This is a genomic window from Allobosea sp. GW821-FHT10B12 (assembly GCF_059415545.1).
Map to the genome: position 1 here is coordinate 233718 of NZ_JBWKNL010000007.1, position 23832 is coordinate 257549.

20 protein-coding genes are annotated in these 23832 nt (G+C 67.7%); 7 read left to right on the top strand and 13 right to left on the bottom strand.

Features of this window, described 5'->3' with window-relative positions; genetic code table 11:
• Positions 1-38: 38 nt before the first annotated feature.
• The 7 genes from AC07O0_RS23385 to AC07O0_RS23415 all read right to left on the bottom strand — a co-directional run bounded on the left by AC07O0_RS23385 (position 39) and on the right by AC07O0_RS23415 (position 9089).
• Positions 39-1622 carry an ABC transporter substrate-binding protein gene (locus tag AC07O0_RS23385; RefSeq protein WP_494626170.1) on the bottom strand — a complete coding sequence of 528 codons (1584 nt, stop codon included), beginning with the start codon at positions 1620-1622 and terminating at the stop codon, positions 39-41.
• An 81-nt stretch (positions 1623-1703) separates the two neighbouring features.
• Positions 1704-2411 carry a GntR family transcriptional regulator gene (locus AC07O0_RS23390; RefSeq protein ID WP_494626172.1) on the bottom strand — a complete coding sequence of 236 codons (708 nt, stop codon included), beginning with the start codon at positions 2409-2411 and terminating at the stop codon, positions 1704-1706.
• A 130-nt stretch (positions 2412-2541) separates the two neighbouring features.
• Positions 2542-3693 (bottom strand): glycosyltransferase family 4 protein, encoded by a 1152-nt coding sequence (locus AC07O0_RS23395; RefSeq protein ID WP_494626174.1) that lies wholly within the window; start codon positions 3691-3693, stop codon positions 2542-2544.
• On the bottom strand, positions 3690-4718 hold the full coding sequence (locus AC07O0_RS23400; protein ID WP_494626176.1) for a glycoside hydrolase family 5 protein: 1029 nt from the start codon (positions 4716-4718) through the stop codon (positions 3690-3692). Before AC07O0_RS23400 ends, AC07O0_RS23395 begins: the two co-directional genes overlap by 4 nt.
• Entirely contained in the window at positions 4715-6499 is a 1785-nt protein-coding gene (locus AC07O0_RS23405; RefSeq protein WP_494626178.1) for a serine aminopeptidase domain-containing protein, read from the bottom strand. The genes AC07O0_RS23400 and AC07O0_RS23405 overlap by 4 nt, the downstream gene beginning before the upstream one ends.
• Positions 6496-7878 (bottom strand): lipopolysaccharide biosynthesis protein, encoded by a 1383-nt coding sequence (locus AC07O0_RS23410; protein WP_494626180.1) that lies wholly within the window; start codon positions 7876-7878, stop codon positions 6496-6498. Before AC07O0_RS23410 ends, AC07O0_RS23405 begins: the two co-directional genes overlap by 4 nt.
• Positions 7875-9089, bottom strand: a complete 1215-nt coding sequence (locus tag AC07O0_RS23415) for a glycosyltransferase (protein WP_494626182.1) — start codon at positions 9087-9089, stop codon at positions 7875-7877. The genes AC07O0_RS23410 and AC07O0_RS23415 overlap by 4 nt, the downstream gene beginning before the upstream one ends.
• 438 nt (positions 9090-9527) lie before the next feature.
• On the opposite strand from AC07O0_RS23415, the gene AC07O0_RS23420 reads away from it, so the two are divergent.
• The 7 genes from AC07O0_RS23420 (at position 9528) to AC07O0_RS23450 (ending at position 18951) form a co-directional block, all read left to right on the top strand.
• Complete coding sequence (locus tag AC07O0_RS23420) at positions 9528-11504, top strand: GumC family protein (protein ID WP_494626184.1); 1977 nt, start codon at positions 9528-9530, stop codon at positions 11502-11504.
• A complete protein-coding gene (locus AC07O0_RS23425; RefSeq protein ID WP_494626185.1) occupies positions 11501-12757 on the top strand; it encodes a hypothetical protein in 1257 nt (418 codons plus the stop codon). Before AC07O0_RS23420 ends, AC07O0_RS23425 begins: the two co-directional genes overlap by 4 nt.
• 282 nt (positions 12758-13039) lie before the next feature.
• Positions 13040-13285 carry an acyl carrier protein gene (locus AC07O0_RS23430; RefSeq protein ID WP_291673656.1) on the top strand — a complete coding sequence of 82 codons (246 nt, stop codon included), beginning with the start codon at positions 13040-13042 and terminating at the stop codon, positions 13283-13285.
• Between the two features lie 50 nt (positions 13286-13335).
• Positions 13336-14520, top strand: coding sequence for an acyl-CoA dehydrogenase family protein (locus tag AC07O0_RS23435; protein ID WP_494626295.1), 1185 nt, complete (start codon positions 13336-13338; stop codon positions 14518-14520).
• Positions 14521-14524: 4 nt separating this feature from the next.
• Positions 14525-15445 carry an amino acid--[acyl-carrier-protein] ligase gene (locus AC07O0_RS23440; RefSeq protein ID WP_494626187.1) on the top strand — a complete coding sequence of 307 codons (921 nt, stop codon included), beginning with the start codon at positions 14525-14527 and terminating at the stop codon, positions 15443-15445.
• Positions 15446-15450: 5 nt separating this feature from the next.
• Entirely contained in the window at positions 15451-16464 is a 1014-nt protein-coding gene (locus AC07O0_RS23445; protein WP_494626189.1) for a DUF1839 family protein, read from the top strand.
• 3 nt (positions 16465-16467) lie between these two features.
• On the top strand, positions 16468-18951 hold the full coding sequence (locus AC07O0_RS23450; RefSeq protein ID WP_494626191.1) for a glycoside hydrolase family 2 protein: 2484 nt from the start codon (positions 16468-16470) through the stop codon (positions 18949-18951).
• A 9-nt stretch (positions 18952-18960) separates the two neighbouring features.
• Here AC07O0_RS23450 and AC07O0_RS23455 read toward each other — a convergent pair whose 3' ends face one another.
• The 6 genes from AC07O0_RS23455 to AC07O0_RS23480 form a co-directional block, all read right to left on the bottom strand.
• Positions 18961-19248 (bottom strand): hypothetical protein, encoded by a 288-nt coding sequence (locus AC07O0_RS23455; protein ID WP_494626193.1) that lies wholly within the window; start codon positions 19246-19248, stop codon positions 18961-18963.
• On the bottom strand, positions 19238-20326 hold the full coding sequence (locus AC07O0_RS23460) for a hypothetical protein (protein ID WP_494626195.1): 1089 nt from the start codon (positions 20324-20326) through the stop codon (positions 19238-19240). The genes AC07O0_RS23455 and AC07O0_RS23460 overlap by 11 nt, the downstream gene beginning before the upstream one ends.
• Positions 20323-20736, bottom strand: coding sequence for a DUF4383 domain-containing protein (locus tag AC07O0_RS23465; protein WP_494626197.1), 414 nt, complete (start codon positions 20734-20736; stop codon positions 20323-20325). The genes AC07O0_RS23460 and AC07O0_RS23465 overlap by 4 nt, the downstream gene beginning before the upstream one ends.
• 7 nt (positions 20737-20743) lie before the next feature.
• Positions 20744-22192 carry an FAD-binding oxidoreductase gene (locus AC07O0_RS23470; protein WP_494626198.1) on the bottom strand — a complete coding sequence of 483 codons (1449 nt, stop codon included), beginning with the start codon at positions 22190-22192 and terminating at the stop codon, positions 20744-20746.
• Positions 22193-22351: 159 nt separating this feature from the next.
• Entirely contained in the window at positions 22352-23188 is an 837-nt protein-coding gene (locus tag AC07O0_RS23475; protein ID WP_494626200.1) for a sugar phosphate isomerase/epimerase family protein, read from the bottom strand.
• Positions 23189-23201: 13 nt separating this feature from the next.
• Positions 23202-23816: an NIPSNAP family protein gene (locus tag AC07O0_RS23480; RefSeq protein WP_494626201.1), complete on the bottom strand. Its 615-nt coding sequence runs from the start codon at positions 23814-23816 to the stop codon at positions 23202-23204.
• Positions 23817-23832 lie beyond the last annotated feature (16 nt).

Consider the following 23832-nt stretch of genomic DNA (forward strand, 5'->3'; position numbering starts at 1 on the left):
GTTCGTCGCCGGCCATCTGGGAAGGAAGCGAAGGGCGATCAGCCCTTGCGCAGATTGGTGAAGACCGGGACGCCGTTCAGCATGCCGGTGAGATTCTTGCGATAGGCGACCGGTTGCAGATATTGGCCAGCCGGGACATAGGGCACGTCCTGCATCGCCTGCAGCTCGATCTCGCGGGCGATCGCCTTCTGTTCGGCTGGATCGCCAGCGGTCAGGAAGCGGGCGCGCAAGGCCTCGATCTGCGGGCTGTCGGGCCAGCCAGGACTGCCCTTGGCGCCATTGCCGCGCAAGGGCGAGCTCGTCGCGGGTGAGCCGAGATCGAGCCCCGCCCAATAGGTGACGTAGCAGCTCCAGCCGCCTTGCTCGACGGGATTGCGGCTGCTGATGCGCTGGAGCACGGTGCCCCAGTCGGCGGCGACGAAGTCGACATTGACGCCGATCTTGCGCAGCGCATCCGCCGCGACATCGCAGACCAGGGCGATGCGCGGCACGTCCTGCGCCGCAAGGAAAACGGCGCGCTCGCCCTTGTAGCCGGCGGCAGCGAGCTCCTGTTTGAGCTTGCCGAAATCCTTCGGTCCCTTCAGGGCGGGAGCAGCGACGTCAGACGCCATCGGCGAGTTGTTCGGGAAGAAGCCGATGCTGCCGCGTTCGACCTGCGGATCGCCGCCGCAGACCGCGTTCATGCACTCCTCCTGGTCGATCGCCTGGAGGATGACGCGGCGGATCGCCGGGTTGTTGAAGGGCGGCTGCAGATGGTTGAGCCGGAGCTGCCCGGCCATGCCGGTTCGGTCCTTGACCTCGACGACGATGTTCGGGTCCTTCCGCAGCAACGGCAGGAGGTCGATGATCGGCTGCTCGACCCAGTCGACCGCGCCGGTCTGCAGCGCTGCGACCGCGGTCGCAGCATCGGGCATGACGGAGAATTCGACGCGGTCAAGATAGGGCGTGCGGGGGCCGGCAGTGAAGCTCGGCGTGCCCTGACGCGGAACGTACCCCTCGTGCCTTGCATAGACATGGCGGGCGCCAGCGATGCGATCGGCCGTGAGATAGCGATAGGGGCCGCTGCCGATCGCCTCGGGGATCTGCTTGAACGGGTCGGTCTGGGCGAGGCGCTCCGGCATGATCGCCGCGACGAGCGCGCTTGGGCGGGCGAGCGCCGCCGGCAGCTGCGGGAAAGGCGCCTTCAGCCGGAAAACGATGGTGCGATCATCAGGCGCGGAGAGTTCGTCGGTCACCGCCATCAGCGCCTGGCCGAAGGTGTCGCGGGCGCCCCAGCGCTTGATCGAAGCGACGGCGTCGCGCGCCAGTACGTTGCTGCCATCATGGAAGACGAGGCCGGGCCGGAGCGTCAGCGTCCAGCGCTTGCCGTCCTCCTCGACGACATGGCCTTCGACCATTTGCGGCTGCGGCTGGAACTGGTCGTCGAGCCCGTAGAGCGTATCCCAGACCAATAGCGCATGGGTGCGGGTCGAATAGCCGTTGGTCCAGATCGGATCGATGATCGCGACATCGGAATAGGGCACGAAGCGCAGGGTCTTGGCGTCCTGCGCGCTGGCGAGATGCGGCGCGGCCGGCAGGAAGGTAGCCGCGGCCGAGGCTTTCAGGAACTGGCGTCGATCCATCGTTGATCCCCTCATTGTTCTGGTTGAGCCTCGGGCGTCCTCGGCAGTGCGGCCTTCTGGCGAGCCGCTCTATCGTTCGGTTCAGGGTTGTGTGCTCGCCGGCAGGGCCGAAGACGCTCCAGCTGCCTGACCGCGTTTGCGCAGGAATTTCGCTAGGCGCGGTGCGGTGCGCAGGACGTGGTCGCGCATCACCGCCTCGGCATGGTCGGCATCGCCCGTCCTGATCGCCTCGACGACCTCGTCCTGGCGCTCGGTGGCATGGGCGGGCTGGGCGACATGGTGGAGCCAGACGCGCATATAGGGCTCGACGGCGATGTGCAGCGCGGCGATCTGGGCGATCAGCTTGGGGCGTCCGCTCAGCCCGCAGATATAGGCGTGGAATTCCTGGTGCTTGGTCAGCCAGTCGGCGCCGCCGGCAGCACCGGCGCGGTGCATGCGAATGACATGGTCATCGAGCTCGGCCAGTGCGGCGGCGTTGAAGCGCGGCATGGCGAGGCGGACAGCGAGGCCCTCCAGCACGGAGCGGATTTCGAAGAGCTCGTAGATCTCCGCGATGGTCAGTCCCGAGACGATGCAGCCGCGATTGGGGCGGATGAGGACGAGGCCCTCATTGGCGAGGCGCTGAAAGGCCTCGCGCACCGGCATGCGGCTCATGGCGAGCTCGCGTGCGATCGTCTCGGGAATCAGCCGCTCGCCGGGCTGATAGCGCCCGCTGCGGATGTCCTGGAGAATGGCGCGATAGGCCTCGTCCTGCGCCGTCGCAGCCATCCCCTTCGAGGCGAAGCTCATCCCGTTTCCCCTGCGCGCTGCCGCTATGCGGTCAGCAGCTTTGTATGAGTGTATCCACTATTACAAAGCCAGAAGTCGACGGCGCGCAAGGGTTTCCTTGCGCCGGTGATAGCGCGATTGCGTCGAGGGGTTAGAGCGCCGCGGCGTAGAACTCGAGGTAGCGGCGGGTGACCTCGTTCCAGGAATAGGGCGCGAGGTCCGAGAGCCGCGGGCGCGTGTTGCCGGGGAAGTGGACGAGATCGGCATAAGCCTGCTCGACGGCCGAAGCGGCCTCGTCCGCATCGGCAAAATCGACGGTGCGGACGACGGGAAACTTGTTCGCCAGGCCAGCGAAGGCGGGATTGGGTTGGACGATCGGCACGAGGCCGGCGCTCATCGCCTCGACCAGAGCGAGCCCGAAGCCCTCGAACTCGGAAGCCGAGACGAAGAGCGAGGCGCGGCTCATCACCGTCCGCGCCGCGGCGTCGTCGAGGCCAAGATGGAGCGTCACGTTCTGCTCCATGCCGGCGCTGGCGATCGCCGCCCGTAAGGCCTCTTCGGTCCAGTCCGAGGCGACGCCGAGCATGTCGAGCTGCCAGGAAGGTTCGCGCCGCGCCAGTGCCGCCATCGTGGCGATCAGCCGGTCCGGCCGCTTGTTCTTGGAGAAGCGGCCGATGCTGACGAGGCGCCGCTGCGGGTCGGGGCTGGAGGCGCCGGCGAACTTGTCCAGGTCGACGCCGTTCTCGATCACCCTGACCTTGCCGGGCGCGAGCCGCTCGAACATGCGGGCATCGTTGGTGCTGCAGCCGGCGATGCCGCGATAGATCTGCGCCGAGAGCCGGGTCGGGCCGTTGAACCAGAGCTTCTTCAGTCCGGCGAAGTCGCTGGTGTGGAAGAAGCCGCCATGGGTGGTGGCGACCAGCGGCTTGCGATGCAGCAGCCAGCCGAGGGCGAGTGCGTCGAAGAAGAAGTCGATCGCGTGGACATGGACGAGATCGGCATCGCGCAGATGCGTAAAGACCTCAGGCGCGAGCGGATAGCGCGTCGAGCCGCGGAAGGGGATGCGGATGATCGGAATGCCGTCGACGACCTCGTTCGCCGGCAAGACGAGCTCTGGCCGCGAGAACAGGCGATCGAGTGTAACCACTGAGGGCTTGAGGCCGAGCGTCAACTGCGCACGGCAGAGATTGGCGACGACGTCTTCCAGCCCGCCGCGATTGGGCAGGAACTGACGCACGACATGGATGATGCGGGTGCCGGCCGGTACGGCAGGCGTAGCGCGATGGGAGAATGGGGCGGTCACGATCTGGCCTCCCGGCCGCAGATGGCGCTCGGCCGCTTCGTCTTCAAGCGTTCGAGCAGCACCTTCATCTGCGGACGTTCGCCGGCCGAGGTCGGCTCGAGATTGAAGAGATAATCCGCCGGCCACCAGGGCCCGGCGCCCCAGGCGGCCCAGCCGAGCCATTGCTGCGGATTGGCGTCGACCTTCGCCGCCATCTGCCTGAGCGCAGTGAGGCATTCCGGTTTGCTCGAGGCGGCGAACTCGCCGAGGAAGCCGCGGCGGCCATTGGCCTTGAGCCAGGCGGTGACGTCGTCGATCGCCTTGAGCGCATTGGCCGCCGCCGAGCATTCCGGGGCGCGGCCGGAATAGTCGGCGTCAAGATATTGATGGAAATCGTAGGCGTAGCGGTCGAGCGGATCGACGACACCGAGTAGATCGCGGCCGTTGTTGCCGACCGGCAGGTCCGAGGTCCAGCTATGGGCGCCGCCGAAGGCCGTACCGGTGACGAGCAACAACTGCTTTGCGCCGGCCTTACGGATCGCGGCGATCGCGGTGTTCTGGATCTTTGCCCAATTCGCGCTGTGGATGTCATGGGGCTCGTTCATCAGCGAGAAGACGAGCTTGGGGCGGTCGCGGTAATGTCTGGCGAGCCGGCCCCAGACATCGGCGAGCGCCTCGGCTGGAAGCTCGGCCGAGCCGAGCTGCTTCTTGGCGTAGTAGCCGTAATTGTGCAGGTCGATGATGGCGATGAGCCCGGCCTCGTTGATCCGCCGGACCGTCTGGTCGAGATAGGCCAGCTCCATGATGTCGAGCGAGCCGTTGAGCTGCGGCTGGATGCGCTCCCAGCGGAAGGGCAGGCGGATGGCGCTCGCGCCGAGCTTGCCGAGCCGCTGGATCGCCGCTTCGCCGGGATAGGTGTAGTCGGTGTCGACCTTGCCGGGCGTATCGCCGAACTCGGCGCCCGACAGGTTGACGCCGCGCAGGCACGTCTCCGCCCGTGCCGGCAGGGCGGCGAGCAGCGCCAGGGCGAGCAGGGCCGCTCTCACGGCGCGACGATCCGCATGAGCGCATCGAGCAGCCGGCGCCCGGCGGCGAGATGCGTGAAGTTGTGGTCGGCGTCGGCGAGCATGGACAGCGAGGCGTTCGGATAGGCGGAAAGGCCTTTGCCGGCCTCGCCGAAATAGGTCTGGAGCTCGGCCATGCCGACATCGCCATCGGCATAGAGCAGCGAGAGCTCGACCTTGCGAGCGGCGAGCACGGCGAAATGGCGACGGCACTGGCGATGGAGCCGGCCATGCTTGGTCAGCCTTCCGAAAACCGGCGCGAGCTTGACCGAGAGCTTCTTACGGTAGCGGTAGATCAGATAGCGCCCGGCCGGCCCGACGCGCAGCTTGCCGGTGAGCAGGCGGCGCAAACCGTCCTTGCGGGCCAGCGTGGCGCCGAGGTCGCCGGCGCTGCGATGGGCGTAGCGGATCGCATCCTCGACGCTTTCGTCGGGGTCCCAGACGAAACGCTCATTGTTAACGATGACGAGGCGGCGGATGCGCTCATCCTGTACGGCGGCATGGAAGGCGGCATAGGCGCCACTGCAGCGTCCGATCAGGATCGGGGCGTCGAAGCCGCGCATCTGCATGGCGTCGATGGCGAGGCGGACATCGTCGACCTGCGCCTGCGAATAGAGGATCTCCTCCGGCCCGTCGGCCGCTGTTCCGCTGTCGCCGACGCTGCTGGCGTCGAAGCGCAGCGAGGCGATGCCGCGCGCAGCAAAGGCGCGTGCCTGGTTCACGCTGACCCGGGCCCAGCCGATATGGTAGTCGCGGCCGGCGTTGACGAAGACGATCGGCTCGCGAGCCGCCGGCCCGAGCGGCTCGCAGAGCACACCGAACAGGCGCCCATCGGGGCCGAAGCGGATCGGCCGCTCGACGAAGCCGTCGCCGAGCAGGCCTTCCGCCGGGGCGAGCGGTCGCTTCGGCACCTCGGCAGGTGCTCTGCCGGGTTCCGCGGCACGCTCGGCGATCCAGTCGACGATCCCCGCGATCGTCGCCCTGGGCGGGCGCGCCGCGGTCGGGTCGGTGGTCAGGGTCTCGTAGCCCTCATAGTCGCGCTGCGTCACGACAGCGCCGAGGCCGGACAGCGCCTCGGCCAAGGCCACGTCGCCGCCATGGCCGGGCCGCGACAGCAGTAGGACATGCTCCGACGGGGCTTGCCGGAGCGTGCCTGTTCCGAGCGTTGCGATCGCAGGCAAGCGGCCGGGCGCGATGCGTAGGCCCGCCACGGCGCAGCGCGTGTCGTCATCCGGGTCAGTGCCGATGCCGATCCGGTCCGAGACGATGCGCGACCAGGCCGAGAGTTCGCGCAGATAGCGCTTGCCGCTGCTGACCGGCGCCAGCAGCACGCTTGCGGCGAGCGGTGCGAGTTCCTCGGCGAGCTTGAGCGCCAGCGTGCCGCCGAGTCCCTGGCCGAGCAGGACGAGGCGCTCGCAGCCGCTGGCGCGGCGCAGCAGCCCGGTCGCGGCGCTAATAGTCTCGAACCAGTCGTCCAGCCCTTGCGGATCGGCGGCCTCATGGCCGTCGCCCTGGCCAGGATAGTCGAAGCGCAGGCAGGCGATCCCCTTGTCCGACAGGGTCTGCGCCAGGCTGCGCCAGGTGGCGCGCAGGCAGAGCTCCTCATAGCCGATAGCGCCGAGCATCAGCACCGCAACCGGCGCATGGCCGGGGTGGAAGATGCCCATGCTGCTGCCGAAGGTCACCGGCGTGCCGAAGGGCGAGGGGGGCGCGAGCGACACCGCGTCGGCCGGGTGCATGCGATAGGCTACGACTGCCGTCATCGGCCGGCTCCTTCGGTGGCGCGATCGCCCGGCAGCGGTGCCGTTCCAGCCTCGGGTGCGCCGCCGAAGAGGAAGGGGCGGATGAAGGCCGTCGCCATATTGTCGATCCGCCATTTCCGCTTGATCCAGTACCAGGCGGCGAGGTTCGAGGCCGTGCTGAAGACGAGGCCGGCGATGGCGATGCCCATCAGGCCGCCGACCCGCGCCAGCCCGTAGAGCAGGCCGAGATAAAGCACGAACATGACGGCTCGTGCGATCAGGAAGAAACGCTCGCCGCCACCGATCATCAGCAGCCAGGAGCCGGGGCCGAAGAAGGCCTGCGAGACGGCGAGCACGCAGAGCGCAGTCAGCACGTCGGCGTGGCGGACGAACTCCGGATTGAACAGGTGCAGGATGAACGGTGCGACGATTGCGAGCGCGAACGCACCGGCGAGCGAGATGCAGAAGCTCGCGAAGGAGAGCCGTCCGATCAGCAGCTGCGCGCCCTCGGTGTCTGACTTCTGGAAGCGGGCGGCGATCATCGGGATGCCGACGGTGTCGATCGCTGCGACCGGCAAGGTGAGCAGCATGGCGATCCGGAGCGCGACGAAATAGAAGCCGGCTTCGTTGAGACCGAGCAGGGCGCCGATCAGAATGGTCTCGAGATAGGCCGAGGCGGAGTTCAGCACGTTGTTGGCGATGAAATAGCCGCTCTCGCGGCGCCAGTCGGCATGTGTCTGCGCCGGGACATGGTGTCCCGCGCGCAGCCAGCCCACCCCCTCGCCCTGCAGAAAGATCGCGCTCTGATAGATCGTGGTGGCGGCGAGCAGCCCGGTGATGAGCGCCATCGCGCCGGCGCCGCCCGTTAACACGCCGGCGAGGCCGGCGGCGCCGATGCACAGGATCGAGCTGCCGCGCCAGACGATCTCGCGCGGCACCAGAGACATGTTGATGCGGCCGTGGATGCGGAAATAGTTCTGCAGGTATTCGCTCAGTGCGAAGATCGCGGCGAAGACGAAGGCGAGCCAGAGATAGTGATAGGTCGGCGGCAGCTCGCCGGCGAAGAGCCAGAGCGGCAGTGCTGCCGCCAGCAACGAGAAGCAGCCGAGCGCGAGCCAGCGCGCATTGACGCCGACGAGCGCCTGATTGAGCGGATGGCTCGTCGCCTCGGTCCGACGATAGTGCTTCACCACCAGGATCTGCTGGCCGAGCACCGCGATCAGGCCGAGCGCGCTGCCGATCGAGAACAGGAAGACATAGAGCCCGTATTCCTGTGTCGGCAGGAAATGGCTGGCGACCAGCAGCACGAAGAAGCTCAGCAGCGTGCTGCTGAAGCGCGAGGAGAAGGCCGGCAGGAAGCGGCCGGCTCCGGTCCAGGCGAGTTCGAGCAGCGCCTTCATGGACGCGCCTCGCCGGGCTGCAGGAAGGCGTCTCCCGCCGGCTTGCGGATCAGGCTGTCGAAGACGGCGCCATAGGCGGCCGCGATCCTGTCGGGCGCGTAGCGCGCGGCGGCGGCAAGCGCGCCTGCAGACAGCCGCGCGACAAGGGCACGGTCCCGGGCGAGATCGAGAATCCCTGCGGCGAGCGCAGCATCGTCACCGGGATCGAACAAGGCGCCATTGACGCCCGGCTGGATCGTCTCCGGAATGCCGCCGGACTTCGCGCCGATCACCGGCACGCCCTGCGCGAACGCTTCGATCACAACGCGGCCGAAAGGCTCGCGAAAGAGCGACGGGACTGCGAGAACATCGACCTGCGGCAGACAATCCTCCGGCTTGGTCCAGCCGAGGAAGCGCGTGTTCTGCGCCGGGAAACGTTCGGGGAGGGCCTTGGCGTAGTCGCTCTGGCCGGTGCCGGCGATCAGGAACTCGACCGGCTCGCCCGCGAGCCGATGCGCCGCTGCAGCCAGGGTATCGAGGCCCTTGACCGGGTCGTGCACGCCGATGAAACCGACGCGGAGCGGGCGCTCCGTCGGCGGTGCGCTGCGCGGCAGGGCGCCGGATACGGGGGCGATCGCGCCGGGAATGGCGTGCGTCGTCGCGTTCGGGAAATAGCCGTGCTCGACATGGCGGCCGATGATGAAATCGGTCTCGCCGATCACCGCGTCGACGAAGCGCGAATTCACTTTCTTGCCATACGACGTGACCTGGCAGGAGCTGCAGGCGCGCCCGCAGTTGTCGCCGCCGCGCCACATGCTGCCCTTCCAGCAGAGCAGGAAGGTGCTGCGCAGGATATGCGCGACCGGCACGCCGCAGCTCTTCGCCGCCGCCCAGGTCGCGACATTGACGTTTTCGATCGAGTCGGTCAGCACGATATCGGGGCGCAGGCGCCTGATCTCGCGGCGCATGACCAGGAAGGCGCGCGGGTTGAAGTTCTCCAGCGCATGCCAGATCGCCTTCTTCCAGGCCGGGCGCGGCAGCCGGTAGTTCCAGTCGATATTGAGCGAGCGCAGGCGGTGCACCGGCACGCCGTCATAGATCTCGTGCCGGTCCTCGCCGGAGACGTTGACCACGGTCAGGTCATGGCCGGCCGCACGCAGCAGCTTGGCGATGATCATCGCCGAGATCGGCCCGCCACCGTCGATGAAGGGCGGGAACGCTGCACAGGCCATCAGGATACGCATACGGTCTGGACCTGTCCTCGTCACGGCGCGTTTGCGGAGCCGGCTTTTCCTTGCGTCAGCAATACCCGGCACGAACTAAGCAAAGGTTGGCGCGAGCGGGGTTTTCTTCCTGTTGTAAACGGGATGTGAACGAGATCGCGCGGATCGCGGCTGCGCAACCGAAAGCGGTCTCCGATGGCGCCAACTTTCGTAAATATTGAACTATCATTGGCGACTGCCGAACGAAATATTCCTTTTGTATGCGCTGGTTGTTTAGTTAATTTTCCAAGAGTGAGGTACTTGAATACTTAGATAAAATTGTAATTATTCCGTTACCGAAATATTAACCACGGCTCGACAGGATGCAGGGTGGAATTCCAGCCGAGCCCGTCGGCGCGTCCGGCCCATGGATGCGCGCCGGATCGGGACGGATCGAGGAGACTTGCGGTGCCGGCTGCGCTCGAAGCAGGTGGAAGAGACGACGCGTCGGCGCCGGGCCGGCCGTCTGCCGCCTTCAGCCTGCCCGAACTGCTCCAGCTCCTCCGGCGCCGGCGCCGGCTGGTCATCGCCAGTGCCGGCATCTGCGTCCTGTTGGCGCTCGCCTATCTCTCGGTCCAGGTCCCGGTGTACCGCGCTACCGCCGAGCTGCTCGTCGACCCGCAGGCGCTGCAGGTCGTCGGCAAGGACATCGTGCGCACCGACACTTCGGCCTCGATCGATTTCGCCAATGTCGACAGCCAGGCGCTGGTGATGGCCTCATCCGGCGTGCTGCGTCAGGTCATCGACGAGCTCGACCTTGAGAAGGACCCGGCCTTTGGTGGCTCGGGCGGTCTGCTCTCACGTCTGTTCGGCCGGCTGTTGCAGCCGACGCCGGAGCAGCGCATGGCGCAGACAGTGGACGCGCTGAAGAAGTCGATCGTGATCCAGCGCGTCGACAACTCGCTGGTCTTCCGCATCATCGTCTCGCATCCGCAGGCCCAGAAGGCGGCGGATATCGCCAACGGACTCGCCCAGGTCTATTTCCGCCAGGGCAATGACGGGCGCCGCGCCGTGGTCGAGCGCGCCAACACCACGCTGATCGGCCAGATCGCCGGCTTGAGAACGCAGCTCGATGAGGCCGAGCGCGCCGTCCAGAGCTTCCGCAGCCAGCACAGCCTGGTGAGCACCGGTGAGGGCGGGCTGATCATCTCGCAGCAATTGCGCGATCTCTACGGCCAGATCAGCCTGGCCGAGGCCGAGTTCGCCCGCCAGCAGGCGCGGCGCGACCAGCTCGCCCGCTATCAAAATCGTGATCCGCTGTCCGACACGCTGCCGGAGGCGCTGACCTCGTCGGTGGTGACCTCCCTCAGGGCGCAATATGCCCAGAGCGCGCGCGAGGCGGCGAGCCTTGCCCAGACGCTGGCGCCGCAACACCCGCGGCTGATCGAGATCCGCGCAGAGCTCGCCGAGACACGCCGGCTTCTCACCGGCGAGCTGGCTCGCCTGCGGGCCACGGTGCAGGAAGGCTATCGCCAGGCCGAGGCCAATCTCGCCAATCTCAGGAAGCGGGCGACCGAGCTGACCAAGTCGCAGGAGGTCAGCGGCGCCGCCCAGATCAAGCTGCGCCAGCTCGAAAGCGAGGCCGAGGCGGTGAGGGCGGTCTATAGCGCCTCGCTGCAGCGCGCCAAGGAGCTGGAGCAGCAGAAGCGGATCGAGACCAATAATTCGCGCATGCTCTCCGAGGCGGTGGCCCCGGCCGTCGCGACCAAGCCGCCGGCGCCGCTGGTCCTCGCCGCGGCGCTGTTCTTCGGCGCCTGCGCCGGCCTCGGCATCGCTTATCTGCTGGAATGGCTGCCTTCCTCCAGGCTGATGCCGGAGCTGCCGAGGCCGCTGACGCCGGAAGCGGCGGGCCTCGCGATCGGCGTCGGCACCGTGGTCTCCTTGCCAGCCGCGGCCGCTCGCCGGGAGGATGCGCTCGTGCCGGTGACGCGGCTGCTGCAGAAGACGCTGGGCCCGCATCTGCCGGCGTCGGTGATGATTGCTGGCCCGATTGACGACGCCACGCAGGCCGAGCTCGCCGAGCACCTCGCCAACAGTCTGGCGGCCCATGGCGAAAGCGTGCTGCTCTGCCAGGATGGCGCCGGCCGCGACATGAACATCCGCCGGATCGAACCGGCCGCGACCGCGCCGGCCCGGCCGGGGCGGCGGCGCAACTTCATCATCATGCGGCAGGCCGCGCCGTCGGACGGCAAGGCCGGCGCAAGGCCTGACGCGATCGTGCTCGCAGCCTCGCTTGTCGGCGAGACCACGCGCAGCCTCGTCGATCGGGCGGCGGCGGTCGATCCGGCCGGCGAGCATATCGTCGCCCTCGTCGTTCCCGAGGGCGCCGGCGCGAGCGGGCTGGCCAGGCGCTGGCTGCGCCGGCCGGCGCAGGCGGCCGCGTGAGCAGGACTTCGGCCATGGCTGGCGGCTTCGAGCCGGCCCGGCCGCTTCCGACCCTGCCGATCCTGCTCCTGGTCGGAGCGCTCACCTTCAACATGGCGTTGTGCTTCATCAACACCAACGTCACCGGCATCAACGACACCATGGTGATGGGCTGCGAGGTGGTGCTGGTCGCGACAGCGCTCTATCTCGGCCTCGGCCGCAATGCCGCGCCCTATCTGCTGCTGGCGATCTTCCTCTCCTATGCCGCCATGCTGATGGCGATGCGCCCGCTGATCGATCCGAAGGCAGTGCGCGACTTCCTGATCCCGATCGCCTTCTACCTGCTCGGCAAGAGCTGCAACGACCTGCGCCTGGCGGATAGGGCCGCCCTCGTCTGCGGGATCATCGTCGTCGCCTTCGGCCTGTTCGAGTTCCTCGCCCTCGACGTCTACGTGACCTATTTCAACATCATCAAATACTATGTCGCGCGCGGCACGGTGGCGCCGAGCGACGTCAGCGCCCAGACCGGTGCGCTCTTCGCCAGCGGCCTGCGTCCGGATGCGCGCACCCTGCTGCCTTTCCTGGGGCCGCACCGCGCCTCCTCGGTCTTCCTCGAGCCGATCTCGACCGGCAATTTCGGCGCGATCCTCTATATCTGGGCGCTCAACCGCCCGGCGATGGCGAAGCGCTGGCTGACCATGCTGGCGGGCATGACCGCGATCGTGCTCAGCGACTCGCGCTTCGGCGCCAATGTCTGCATCGTCGCGACGGTCGCTTACCTCGCGGCGCCGATCACGCCGCGCATCGTCTGGCTGGCCGCGCCCTTCGTCTTGCTGGTCGGCTTCGCCTTCTACGGCTTCATCAGCGCCGAGGTGAACTGGGAGAACAACTTCGCCGGCCGCATGCTCTGGACGGCGCGGCTGATCACCTCGCTCTCGCCCGCTGCGGTCTTCGGCCTGTCGCCGGACAAGCCCTTCCTGTCGGATTCCGGCTATGCCTATTCGCTGAACCAGATCGGGCTTCTTGGCGTCATCGGCTTCTGGAGCCTGTTCATCTTCGCGCCGGAGAAGTCCCCGCGAGCCTGGCGCTTCAAGGTCTGCGTCGCGACCTATATCTGCCTGCTGATGATCGTCAGCGACTCCGTGTACTCGATCAAGACCGCCGCCTTGCTCTGGTTCATGACGGGGTCGAGCGACGGAGATGCCGGAGTCGAACCCATTGCGGCTGGCCAACGCAGCATGGCTCCGAACTATTCTGCCGCCGCGGCGGGTTGAATTCACTAGAATCGAGTATTCGTAGCAATCTGCTATTTACCACATCTCCAGGCGTTGGCCTGCCGGGCTGATCTCCCGGCCTTTCTGCTGCAGCCGCAAGGTAACTTTAAATTTTATGCGTTAGGCCTGACGTAACGAACAACACGGCGTCAAACCAACCGACCCAAGCCTCTCGACGGACATCGCGAGCGCCCTGCGCGAGCGTATGCCGCCGCGCGCCGAGGGCCGGCCAGGACGGGGCTGCGAGGCAGCCCCGTGACATCAGACAGGGCAGGACCAGAGATGAAGACCAGGATCCGCGAAATCCTCAAGACCACCGGCAAGCTGCCGGTCGATGTCGCCACCCTCGCCGACGAGGCCGACCTCTACAATGCCGGCCTGACCTCCTTCGGCACGGTCGAGCTGATGATGGCGCTCGAGGAGGCCTTCGAGGTCGAGTTCCCCGACAACATGATGAACCGGCGCAACTTCGCCTCGATCGCCGCGATCGAGAACGCGATCCGCACCATCCAGAGCGAGCACGTCTGATGACGACGCTCGCCCGCCTCGCCGAAGCCGGCTACCAGCTCACCTCCGAGATGCCCGGCGCCAGCGCCGAGGCACAGAAGGAGATGATCGCCAAGGCGCGCAAGATCGCGAAACTCGCGGCCGAGCATGCCGGCGATGTCGATGCGAAGTCGCGCTTCCCGCACGAGACCTTCGAGGCCCTGAAGCGTGAGCGCCTGCTCGGCATCATGATCCCGGCGGCCCATGGCGGCGAGGAGGCGAGCCATGCGACCATCGCCGAGATCTGCTCGGTGCTGGCCCAGGCCTGCGCCTCGACCGGCATGATCTACGCCATGCACCAGATCAAGGCGTCGAGCCTGGTCGTGCATTGCAATGACGATCCCTGGCATGCCTCCTTCATGGCGCGCATCGCCCGCGAGCAGCTCCTGCTGGCCTCGGCCACGACCGAGGGCGGTGGCGTCGGCGGCGACTTGCGCTCGTCGATCTGCGGCGTGGTGCGCGAGGGCGACGACTTCACGCTCGACAAGGAAGGCTGCCTGATCTCCTACGGCGCGCAGGCCGATGCCATCCTGATCACCTCGCGGCGCACGCCCGAGGCGCCGCCTTCCGACCAGGTGATGTCCGTCCTGACCAAGGACCAGTACACGCTGGAGCGCAGCGCCGCCTGGGACACGATGGGCATGCGCGGCACCTGCTCCGACAATTTCACCTTCGCCGGCCGGGCCCCGGCCGAGCAGATCATCCCGGTGTCCTTCGCCGAAATCGCGGCGCAGTCGATGCTGCCCAACGCACACCTGCTCTGGGCCTCGGTCTGGTACGGCATCGCGGCCGAGGCTGTCGCCCGCGCCGAGAGCTTCGTGCGCAGCGAGGCGCGCAAGCGCCCCGGTTCGACCCCGCCGAGCGCGCTGCGCCTCGCCGAACTGCTCGCCCGCCTGCAGCAGTTCAAGGCGCTGGTCGTCGCCGGGCTCGACCGTTACGAGCGCGCCCGCGGCGATGCCGACGAGCTCTCCTCGATGGGCTTCGTCGTGGCGATGAACAGCATCAAGGTCGTGGCCTCGCAGAGTGTGGGCGAGATCGTGATGCAGGCCTTCCTGATTTGCGGCATCCAGGGCTATCGCAACGACAGCCCGGCGAGCCTGGCGCGGCTGATGCGCGATGCGCTCTCGGCGCCGATCATGATCAACAACGACCGAATCCTCGGCAACACCTCCAACCTGCTGGCGGTCTACAAGCACGACCCCAGCCTCTCCAGGTGATCGCATGTGCCAGAACTGCCCACAGCCGCAGGGCTTCCTCGCGGAACTGATCGATAGCGGCCTGCTGATCGACACCGGCGTCGATGGCCTCTATGGCCGCAGCGGCCTGTTCGAGGAGGTCATCGCCCGCTTCGACGACCTGATCACCCGCCATGGCGGCCAGGACGGCGCCGAGATCGTGCGCTTTCCGCCGGCGATGAGCCGCAAGCATTTCGAGAAGAGCGGTTATCTCAAGAGCTTTCCGCAGCTTGCCGGCACCGTGCATTCCTTTGCCGGTGACGAGCGCGCCCATGCTGAATTGCTGCACAAGGTGGCTGATGGGATCGACTGGACCGACGGCCAGATCTCGACCGAGGTCGTGCTGACCCCGGCCGCCTGCTACCCGCTCTATCCGGTCGTCGCCAAGCGCGGGCCGCTCAAGGCCGAAGGCGCGCTGTTCGACCTGCAATCCTACTGCTTCCGGCACGAGCCCTCGAAGGACCCGGCCCGGATGCAGCTCTTCCGGATGCGCGAATATGTCCGCTTCGGCACGCCCGAGCAGGTCACCGAATTCCGCGCGACCTGGCTCGAACGCGGCCAGGAGATGATGGCCTCGCTCGGCGTGCCGCTCAACCTCGACGTCGCCAACGACCCGTTCTTCGGCCGCGCCGGCCGCATGCTCGCCAACAACCAGCGCGATCAGCGCCTGAAGTTCGAGCTCTTGATCCCGATCGAGAGCGAGGAGAAGCCGACCGCCTGCCTCTCCTTCAACTACCATCAGGACCATTTCGGCACGACCTGGGGCATCGAGACCGCGGCCGGCGAGACCGCGCACACCGCCTGCGTCGGATTCGGCATGGAGCGGGTCGCGCTCGCTCTGTTCAAGCATCACGGCTACGACGTCGCGCGCTGGCCGGCTTCGGTGCGCAACGTGCTCTGGCCGTGAGCGCGATGACGGCTCAGCAGAAGATCGCCGAGCCCGCCGCCATGGCGGGCCGGCTCCTGCCGGTCGATCCGCTCGCCTATGACAGGCATGCGATGCATGCCGGCGAGCGGCATTGGCCGCAGACCAATTGCTATGCCGATCTCTGGATCGAGATCCTGCATGCGCTCGGCCTGGAGCCGGCGGCGGCCTTCGGCTTCACCATCACCCAGGATTTCGAGGGCGACCAGTTCACCTTCTTCAAGCCGCCGCTCGACGATCTCGAAGCGCTCTACGGCCTCAAGGTGACGGAGCTTGCGCTCTATGACGAGCTGATCGGCCATATCGAGCAGCAGATCGGGCTCGGCCGGCTCGTCCTGCTCGAACTCGATTCCTTCTACATGCCCGACACCCGCGGCGTGTCCTATCGCGACAGCCACGGCAAGACGACGATCGCGGTGAACCGGCTCGACCGCGTCGCCCGCGAGCTCGACTATTTCCACAATGACGGCCTGCACCGCGCCGAGGGCGAGGATTTCGACGGTTTGTTCCGGCTGCTGCCGGGGCAGATGCGCGAGGACACGCTCTTCCCCTACGCCGAGATGGTGCGCCTGCCGCGGTGCCGGCCGGACGAGGCGGTTCTGCGCGCTACCGCACTGAAGCTGCTCGCCCGCCATGTCGCGCGCCGGCCGACCGACAATCCGGTCGCAGCCTTCCGCACTGTCGCCACCGCGCAGGCCGAGGCGCTGGCCGAGCGGCCGGGCGCGGCCTTCCACCATTACGCCTTCAACACGCTGCGACAGCTCGGCGCCAATTTCGAACTGCTCGCCAGCCACCTGACATGGCTCGGCCAGAGCGTCGAAGGATTGGACACGGCACGCGACGGCTCCCTGCGCATCGCCGAAGGCGCCAAGGTGGCGCAGTTCCATCTGGCGCGGGCGATGAAGCAGAAGCGCTTCGAGCGCTTCGACGCGACGCTCGCCGGCCTCATCGGCGAGCACGACCAGGTCAGCGAGGCGCTCGGGCAGCGCTTCCCCGGCTGAGCCATGGCCCGCATCGTCGCGCGTAGCGGAGAACGAGTGGAGCCGCTCGCGGGCTGGTCCTGGCTCGCGACGGCGGCCGATGCTGCCGCGACGCCGGCCGATCTGCCGGAGGCTGGCGATTGGCAGGAGGCAGCGGTCCCCGGCACGGTTGCCGGGACGCTGCGCGCGCTCGGTCAGCTCGACGATGCCAGCGCCAACGCGATCGGCCAGCAGGATCACTGGTACAGCACACGATTGAGTGAAGCCCTGAACGGGCGTCTGCGCTTCGAGGGGCTGGCGACCGTCTCTGAAATCTGGGTCGGCGGCGTCAAGCAGGCCGACAGCGCCTCGATGTTCGCCGCGGTCGAGCTCGCCGTGAACTGCCCGGCCGGAACCGAGATCGCTCTGTGCTTCCGCGCCTTGGCGCCGAAGCTCTCCGCCGCGCCGCGCCGATCCCGCTGGCGGCCGGGGATGATCCAGCCCAACGGCCTGCGCTGGTTCCGGACCAGCGCACTCGGATCGATGCCGGGCTGGTGCCAGCCCGGCCTGCCGACCGGGCCTTATCGTCCGGTGCTGTGGATCGAGAGTGAGACGAATGCGCCGCAGATCGAAGCTGTCGATCTACGCACGAGCTATGCTGGACAGACCGGTACCGTCGCGCTCAGCCTGACGCTGGCCGCGAACGCGCCATTGCCAGCTCGCGCGGTCATGCGCTGTGCCGGCAGCGAGGCGGCTTTGCATTCGGACGGTGATCGTCGATTAGCCGGCACATTGTCTCTGCCCGGCATAGCGCCCTGGTTCCCGTATACCCATGGCGAGCCGGCGCTGCACGATCTCACGCTCACGCTCGATGGCGAGACGATCGATCTCGGTCGCATCGGCTTCCGCTCGCTGGAGGTGGATCGCGGAGAGGACGGCGAGGGCTTCGGCCTCATCGTCAACGGCGTGCCGGTGTTCTGTCGCGGCGCCTGCTGGAGCAATGCGGACGTCACGACGCTGGCCGGCGGCCGCGCCGCCTACGAGCCCTGGCTTCGGCTTGCGCGCGAGGCCGGGATGAACATGATCCGCCTGCCCGGCGTGATGACCTATGAGGACGACGCCTTCTTCGCGCTCTGCGACGAGCTCGGCATCATGGTCTGGCAGGAGATGATGCTGGCCAATTTTGACTATCCGCAGGGTGATGCCGGCTTCCGCGCGGCCATCAAAATGGAGGCGGAGGCACTGCTCAGCCGCACGCAGGGCTCGCCGAGCCTTGCCGTGCTCTGCGGCGGCAGCGAGGTCTTCCAGCAATCGGCGATGCTGGGGGCGCCGCCTGAGGCCTGGTCCGGACCGGTCTTCGACGAGGTGTTGCCTGAGGCGGTCGCCACTTATCGCCCCGACATCGCCTATGTCCCGAATTCGCCCTCGGGCGGGCCGCTGCCCTTCGTCGCCGACAAGGGCGTGACGCATTACTACGGCGTCGGCGCCTATATGCGCGGCCTCGACGATGCCCGTCGCGCCAATGTGCGTTTCGCGGCCGAAAGCCTCGCCTTCGCCAATGTGCCGGAAGAGGTCTCGTTGCGCGCAGGCAAGCCGCCGGCGATCACGCATCATCCCGACTGGAAGCGCGCCGTGCCGCGCGATGCCGGCGCCTCCTGGGATTTCGAGGATGTCCGCGACCACTATCTGGAGCGGCTCTACGGGCTCGAACCGGCGCGTCTGCGGCGCGAGGACCCCGAGCGCTATTTCGCCCTGTCTCGGGCGACCGTCGCCGAGGTGATGGAAGAGACCTTCGCCGAATGGCGCCGGCCGGGCTCGCCGACATCAGGCGCGCTGGTCTGGCTGCTGCAAGACCTCCAGCCAGGAGCCGGCTGGGGCGTGATCGCCAGCGATGGCGAGCCGAAATCGGCCTGGCATGGGCTCGCTCGCGCCTTCCGGCCGGTCCAGCTCGCGCTGACCGACGAAGGCGTCAATGGGCTCGGCCTACATGTCCTGAACGAGCGGCCGGAGCCGCTCGCTGCCACCGTCGAGCTGACCTGCTGGCGCGCTGGTGAGGTCGCCGTGGTCCAGGCGAAGCGCGAGATTGCGCTCAACCCACGCTCGGCAACGACGCTCTCGGCCTTCGATCTGATCGGCCGCTTCTTCGATATCGCCTATGCCTATCGCTTCGGCCCGCCCGGCCATGACGCGACCTCGGCCGTGCTGCGGGACGCCGCGAGTGGCGCGGTGCTGGCGGAAGCCTTCCATTTCCCGCTCGGGCGCGGCCATGAGCGCCATCATTGTGGGCTTGTCGCGCAGTTGGAACGCGAGGGCGACGAGTGGAGCCTCGTTCTCTCGACCCGGCGCTTCGCGCAATCCGTCGAGATCGTCGATGCCGGCTGGCGGCCGGAGCGGAGCTGGTTCCATCTTGCGCCGGGTGAGCCGCGGCGGGTTCGCCTGCGGCAGCGCCCAAGCACGAGCGCTGCGCCGACAGGTGAGGTCCGCGCCGTCAACGCGGTCGATCGCGTGAGCTACGCTGCAAACGGGTAAAAGCGCCGCCTAGGCCGCGCCGCCGCAACCCTTGCCCGGGGCCGGCAGGACGAGCCAGGCGCCGCCGCGATAAAGCGCTCGGACCGCATCCGGCTCGCTCGGGCGCAGCACGACGAAGCTGGAGCCGGCCGAGACGAGGCTGCCTTGGCCGGCAGCGGTTTCGGTGATCGTCCGGGCCGGCCCGAAAGCGACGAGCGCCGGCATCTCCACCGCGAAGGCGGCGACGGCCATGGCGCCGAACCAGGCGAGCAGCGCGAGCGCCATGCCGGCCGGCAGCGGGAGCGACCTAGTAGTCATAGGCGTGCTCGAATTCGGCGCCCTGACGCTCGACCGCGCCGATCTGCGCCGCGAGCGCCGGGACAGGCATGTCGATGCCGACGCGCCGCCAGCCCGGCTTTGATTGCAGTGGCAGCGAGAAGACCTCCGATCCGGTCACGGACAAGGGCGTCTGATCCGCTTTGAGAATGGTCGTGAGGATATTGGTGTTGCCGGCGATCTCGACAATGCTGCGGCCTCTCGCTCCCAGCCCACGCGCGATCTCGGTGAAGGCGCGGTAGCGCGGCGTCTCGATCAGGGTGGCAGTGCGGCCGTCGGGCAGCGAGACATCCCTGATCCGCTTGATCCGTGGATCGGCTGCAAGATCGTTCTCGTCCAACCCGGTCACGACGCTGCGCAGGGTCAGCACGGCCGGATCGTAGCCGGCGGCGTAGCCCAGCACTGCGGCATAGGCATATTTGCCACCCCATTCGAGGCTGAGCGCGAGGCGACGTTCGAGCGCGCGCAGGGAGAAGACGAAGGGCGTCTCATTCCAGAGGCGTTGGAGCTCGCTGCCGAAGGGATAGCGATACCAGGGCGTCTGGCGCAGGAAATCGGCGTAGTCGGCGCGCATCCGCACCGCCAGCTCGTCCTCCGCGGTCTTCCGGGGCCCGCGCCACCAGGCGCTCAGGGCGCCGATGCTGCGCTCATAGGCGCCCTGCAGCAGCATCTCGGCGGTGAAGCTCAGGCCGATCACATAATTCGTGGTCTTCTGCGAGGCGGTGCCAGTTCCGGTGCGCGAGGCGATATCGGTCGCACGGCACAGGCTCGTCCAGAAGCCGCCGATGCCAGCGAGGTAGTCATAGGCCGATTCCGAGGATTGCCGGGTGACGCCGGCAAGATCGGCATAGGCGTGGACGATGTACCACTCGGGATAGGTCAGGTAGCTGTCGCCGAGCTGACGCCGGTCCGGGGCGTCGACCAGCGGGGCTGTCGTGCGGGATGCCGCAGCCGGTGCGACGCAACCATATTCGATGCTGGCGACAGGGATGGCGATCGCCGCGACCAACAAGGCGAAGAGGCCACCGGCCCAGAGCGCGACCTTGGTGCGGCGCTTCATGCCGTCACGCGCTCGCGGGCCGGCATGAAGCCGGCGAGGATGGCGATGCCGCCGAGTGCCAGATGCGGGATGCTCGACAGGAACTTGATCAGCAGCGGCGTGTTGCGGATGCCTTCGAGGAACAGGCTCAGATCGAGATAGCTCGAACCCGTGGCGACGCCGACGAGGCCGTCGACGAAATAGAGCACGCCGAAGATCCTGAGGAACTGCATCGAGGCGTTGCGCGAGAGGAGGGCCGCGACCAGGGCCCAGGCTCCCGAGGCGACGTGGAGCGCGTCCTTGTAGATGTCGAGGTAGAACAGCCCGAAGACCCGGCCCTCGGCGTCCTTGAACGCAGGGACATAGTTCGTCGCCGCGGCGAACAGCAGGGCGATGCCGAGGGCGATGGCGGTGATGCGATAGCGGTCCATGAGGCCCTCAGGCGAAGTAGGTGTCCCACATCTGGTTTCGGAAGATCATGTTGGGATCGTGACGGCGCTTGGCCGCGACGAACTGCTCGGCCTTGGGATAGGCGGTGCGGAGCTGGTCGCGGCGCGCATGCAGGCGATAGGGCAGGTAGAAAGAGCCGCCGAAGCCGACGACCCGCTCGATCAGTCCTTCGGTCAACTGGATCATGTCGACCTCGCCCGCCGGCGAGATCTCCTGCGAGAACGACATCACCGCGGCGATCCGCGGCGCCGGCGCGAAGGCCAGGACCGCGTCGGGATCGGCGCCGACATAGCGCAGGGTGACATTGAGGAACTCCGCCCTGGCCGGGGGGATCAGGGCGCGGCAGGCGGCGATGAACTCGCCGAGCTTGTCGGGCGGGATGAAATATTCGTGCAGGATGTCGGTGCGGCGGCCATCTCGCCCGGCGAGATTCACAACCGGCTCGGCCATCAGGGAATTGCGCGTCGCGACCGCCGAGGCGACATTGGGCGCGATCCGGGTCTCGGCCGTCCAGCGGAACCATTTGAATAATTCGCTGCCGGTCTGGGCCCGGTAGAGCTCGCGCGACAGGCCGGTCATGCTGCCCGACTGGGTTGCGGCCGGGAGTTTCGCCGGCTGGCTCACCGCGGCGCGATAGGTCACGAGCAGCGCCTCGTCGAACAGGTCCTGGCGGGCGACCGAGAGCCGGCCATAGGCCATGCCGACCTTGGGATCCTGCACCGCCTTGATGAAGGCCGCGGAGAAGCGGTTCGCCGGCATGGTCTCGAAGGTCGGCGCCATCAGCGCGTTCGCGACCATCTCGACTTCGAGATCGATGATGATCCCGAACAGGCCGTAGCCGCCCATCACCAGACCGAACAATTCGGCATTCTCTTGGCGCGAGCAGGTGACGAGTTCGCCATTGGCCATGAGGAGGCGCAGCGAGCGGACGGTCGAGCCGAACGGGCCATAGGGCACCGGCCAGCCATGGGCGTTGACGCTGAAGGTGCTGCCGAGGCCGAAATCGCTGTTCGACTGCATCATTGCCGGCGAGAAGCCTTGCGGGTCGAGCGCCTTGATCACGTCCCACCAGCGTGTGCCGGCGACGGTTCGGTAGGTACGCGCCTTGCTGTCGAGCTCGATCGGGCCGCCGGGCAAGGTGACCGCGACGCCGTCGCGCGGCAGGCTCTGGCCGCCCATGGAATGGCGGGCGACGCCGATGGCAACCGGCCGCTTCTCGGTCGCCGCGGCCTTGAGCTCCGCCCGCAGCAAGTCGACGAGCGGTTCGGCCGGGCCCGATTTCGGCCGGACGTGCTTGGCCACCGGCGTTGGGTTGAGCAGGCTGGCGTCGTTGAGGATCGGGCGGATATCGGCGTTCGCAGGGCGCACCAAGGCGGTAGCAGCCGCGCCGGCCAGGACCGAGCGCCGGGTGAGATTGAGGCCGAGAGAGGAAGTCATCAGGTCTCCGGATCGCAGCGCCCGCAGGATAGCTGGAGACGGATAGCTGGTCGACCGGCTGCAAGAGCGACTGGTCGATCCGGTTAATACTGCTTGCTTAGGGCGGATTTAGCGGGTGGCGGCCTGATCGCGACCGAAGCGCTGGTGGGGGACGCATTTTCAGCGCAACGAAGCTCCTTGGGCTAAAGCGATGTCGCGGGCGGCGAGGACGGCTCGTGCCGCCGCAAGGGCCTGGCGAGCCCATTCGCGGGTGCCGAGTCGGCCCGAGCGTTCCAGGTGCGGGACCTCGACGCTGACCGGCAACTCGGCCGGAAGCTGGCTGAAGATGCCGACGAGGTCGATGCCGCCTTCGCCGGGCAGCAGGCGGGCCTGCCGGGCGGTATGAATCAGGCCTTCGGTCGTCGCGGGGATCTCGGCCGGCGCGTCGCAGAGCTGGGCATAGCTCAGGCGTGCGGCTGGCATCGCGGCGATGTCGGCGAGCGTCGTCGTGGAGCGACCGGCATGCAACGCATCGACTAGTACGCGACCATTGGGCTGATCGGCGGCGGTAACGATGCGCAAAGACGTGCTGGCGTCCGGCACCTTCGTCCAGGGCATGAATTCGAGGTCGCCGGTGAGGCCATAGGGCGCTGCCGCCGCGCAGAAGGCGGCGAAAGAGGCGGTGAGGCGGCTCTCGTCGGGATCGTCGCCAGCGACCAGAACGGCGCGGGCATTCAGCGCGCCGCAGACCTCCAGGAAGGGCTTCACTGCCTCGACGGAGAAATCGGCGCCGAGCCGGATGATCTCGACATCGAAGACCGGGACGCCATCGGCGATGGCGCGCCGGGTCTCACCCAGCAGCGCGGCGTGCTCGATCAGCGGACTGGTGTCGCCGCCCGGCGCGGCTGGCAGCGCGCGCAGACCGACGGCGTCATAGCCGAGCTCGGCGGCGAGCCGGACGGCTTCGGGCGGGCTCAGCGGCACGGTGGTGAGATAGGCGAGCGACACCAGCGGCATGATCGACATCCCCTCACGCCAGCGGCGAGATCGCGGCCGGCAGCGCGATCGTCGAATACATCTCGCCGGTCAGCCATTCCGGCCCGCCCTTGGGTGGCCAGATGCCCTTGGCGACGGCGGCGCCCCGGACGGCGGCGCGCTGGTCGAGGCCGGCGTAAGGCCAGATATGGGTGAAGCGCGGCGGACCGTCGAGCGCGTACATGGCGATGACGAGCGGGGAGAGTTCGACGCGCGCCGGCACGGCGGCCTGCCAGGCTGCGATCGTCGCCGGCACGCCGCCATGCCTGAGCATATAGGTGCGGATCTCGTAGACGGCGCCGAACTTGCCGGGCTGGACCGGCGGCAGGAAGGGGAAGGGCGCATAGCTGTCGAAGGCGAGCCTGGCGATGTCCTCGCCGGCGCCGAACGGATTGCCGCTGGCGAGCAGGCGCTGGCGCTCGGACAGAAGCTCGACCTCGTCGGTGAAGCCGCGCAGCAGGATGACCTGGTTGAGCGTGCCGATCTCGCTCGCCCAGCAGCCGAGCAGGCGGCCCTTCGCCTTCGGCACCTTCAGCGCGGCGTCGATCGCGTTGATGACGGCGCCAGCTTTGCCGAGGCGGACGGTGAGGGTGGCGATTTCATAGCGCATGGCGGGTCTCCGGACG

Bases quoted from the DNA above. Each gene is read 5' to 3' on its own strand.
- AC07O0_RS23385 (WP_494626170.1), bottom strand. From the start codon at position 1,622: ATGGATCGACGCCAGTTCCTGAAAGCCTCGGCCGCGGCTACCTTCCTG.
- AC07O0_RS23390 (WP_494626172.1), bottom strand. From the start codon at position 2,411: ATGAGCTTCGCCTCGAAGGGGATGGCTGCGACGGCGCAGGACGAGGCC.
- AC07O0_RS23405 (WP_494626178.1), bottom strand. From the start codon at position 6,499: ATGACGGCAGTCGTAGCCTATCGCATGCACCCGGCCGACGCGGTGTCG.
- AC07O0_RS23410 (WP_494626180.1), bottom strand. From the start codon at position 7,878: ATGAAGGCGCTGCTCGAACTCGCCTGGACCGGAGCCGGCCGCTTCCTG.
- AC07O0_RS23415 (WP_494626182.1), bottom strand. From the start codon at position 9,089: ATGGCCTGTGCAGCGTTCCCGCCCTTCATCGACGGTGGCGGGCCGATC.
- AC07O0_RS23430 (WP_291673656.1), top strand. From the start codon at position 13,040: ATGAAGACCAGGATCCGCGAAATCCTCAAGACCACCGGCAAGCTGCCG.
- AC07O0_RS23435 (WP_494626295.1), top strand. From the start codon at position 13,336: ATGCCCGGCGCCAGCGCCGAGGCACAGAAGGAGATGATCGCCAAGGCG.
- AC07O0_RS23440 (WP_494626187.1), top strand. From the start codon at position 14,525: ATGTGCCAGAACTGCCCACAGCCGCAGGGCTTCCTCGCGGAACTGATC.
- AC07O0_RS23445 (WP_494626189.1), top strand. From the start codon at position 15,451: ATGACGGCTCAGCAGAAGATCGCCGAGCCCGCCGCCATGGCGGGCCGG.
- AC07O0_RS23450 (WP_494626191.1), top strand. From the start codon at position 16,468: ATGGCCCGCATCGTCGCGCGTAGCGGAGAACGAGTGGAGCCGCTCGCG.
- AC07O0_RS23455 (WP_494626193.1), bottom strand. From the start codon at position 19,248: ATGACTACTAGGTCGCTCCCGCTGCCGGCCGGCATGGCGCTCGCGCTG.
- AC07O0_RS23460 (WP_494626195.1), bottom strand. From the start codon at position 20,326: ATGAAGCGCCGCACCAAGGTCGCGCTCTGGGCCGGTGGCCTCTTCGCC.
- AC07O0_RS23465 (WP_494626197.1), bottom strand. From the start codon at position 20,736: ATGGACCGCTATCGCATCACCGCCATCGCCCTCGGCATCGCCCTGCTG.
- AC07O0_RS23470 (WP_494626198.1), bottom strand. From the start codon at position 22,192: ATGACTTCCTCTCTCGGCCTCAATCTCACCCGGCGCTCGGTCCTGGCC.
- AC07O0_RS23475 (WP_494626200.1), bottom strand. From the start codon at position 23,188: ATGCCGCTGGTGTCGCTCGCCTATCTCACCACCGTGCCGCTGAGCCCG.
- AC07O0_RS23480 (WP_494626201.1), bottom strand. From the start codon at position 23,816: ATGCGCTATGAAATCGCCACCCTCACCGTCCGCCTCGGCAAAGCTGGC.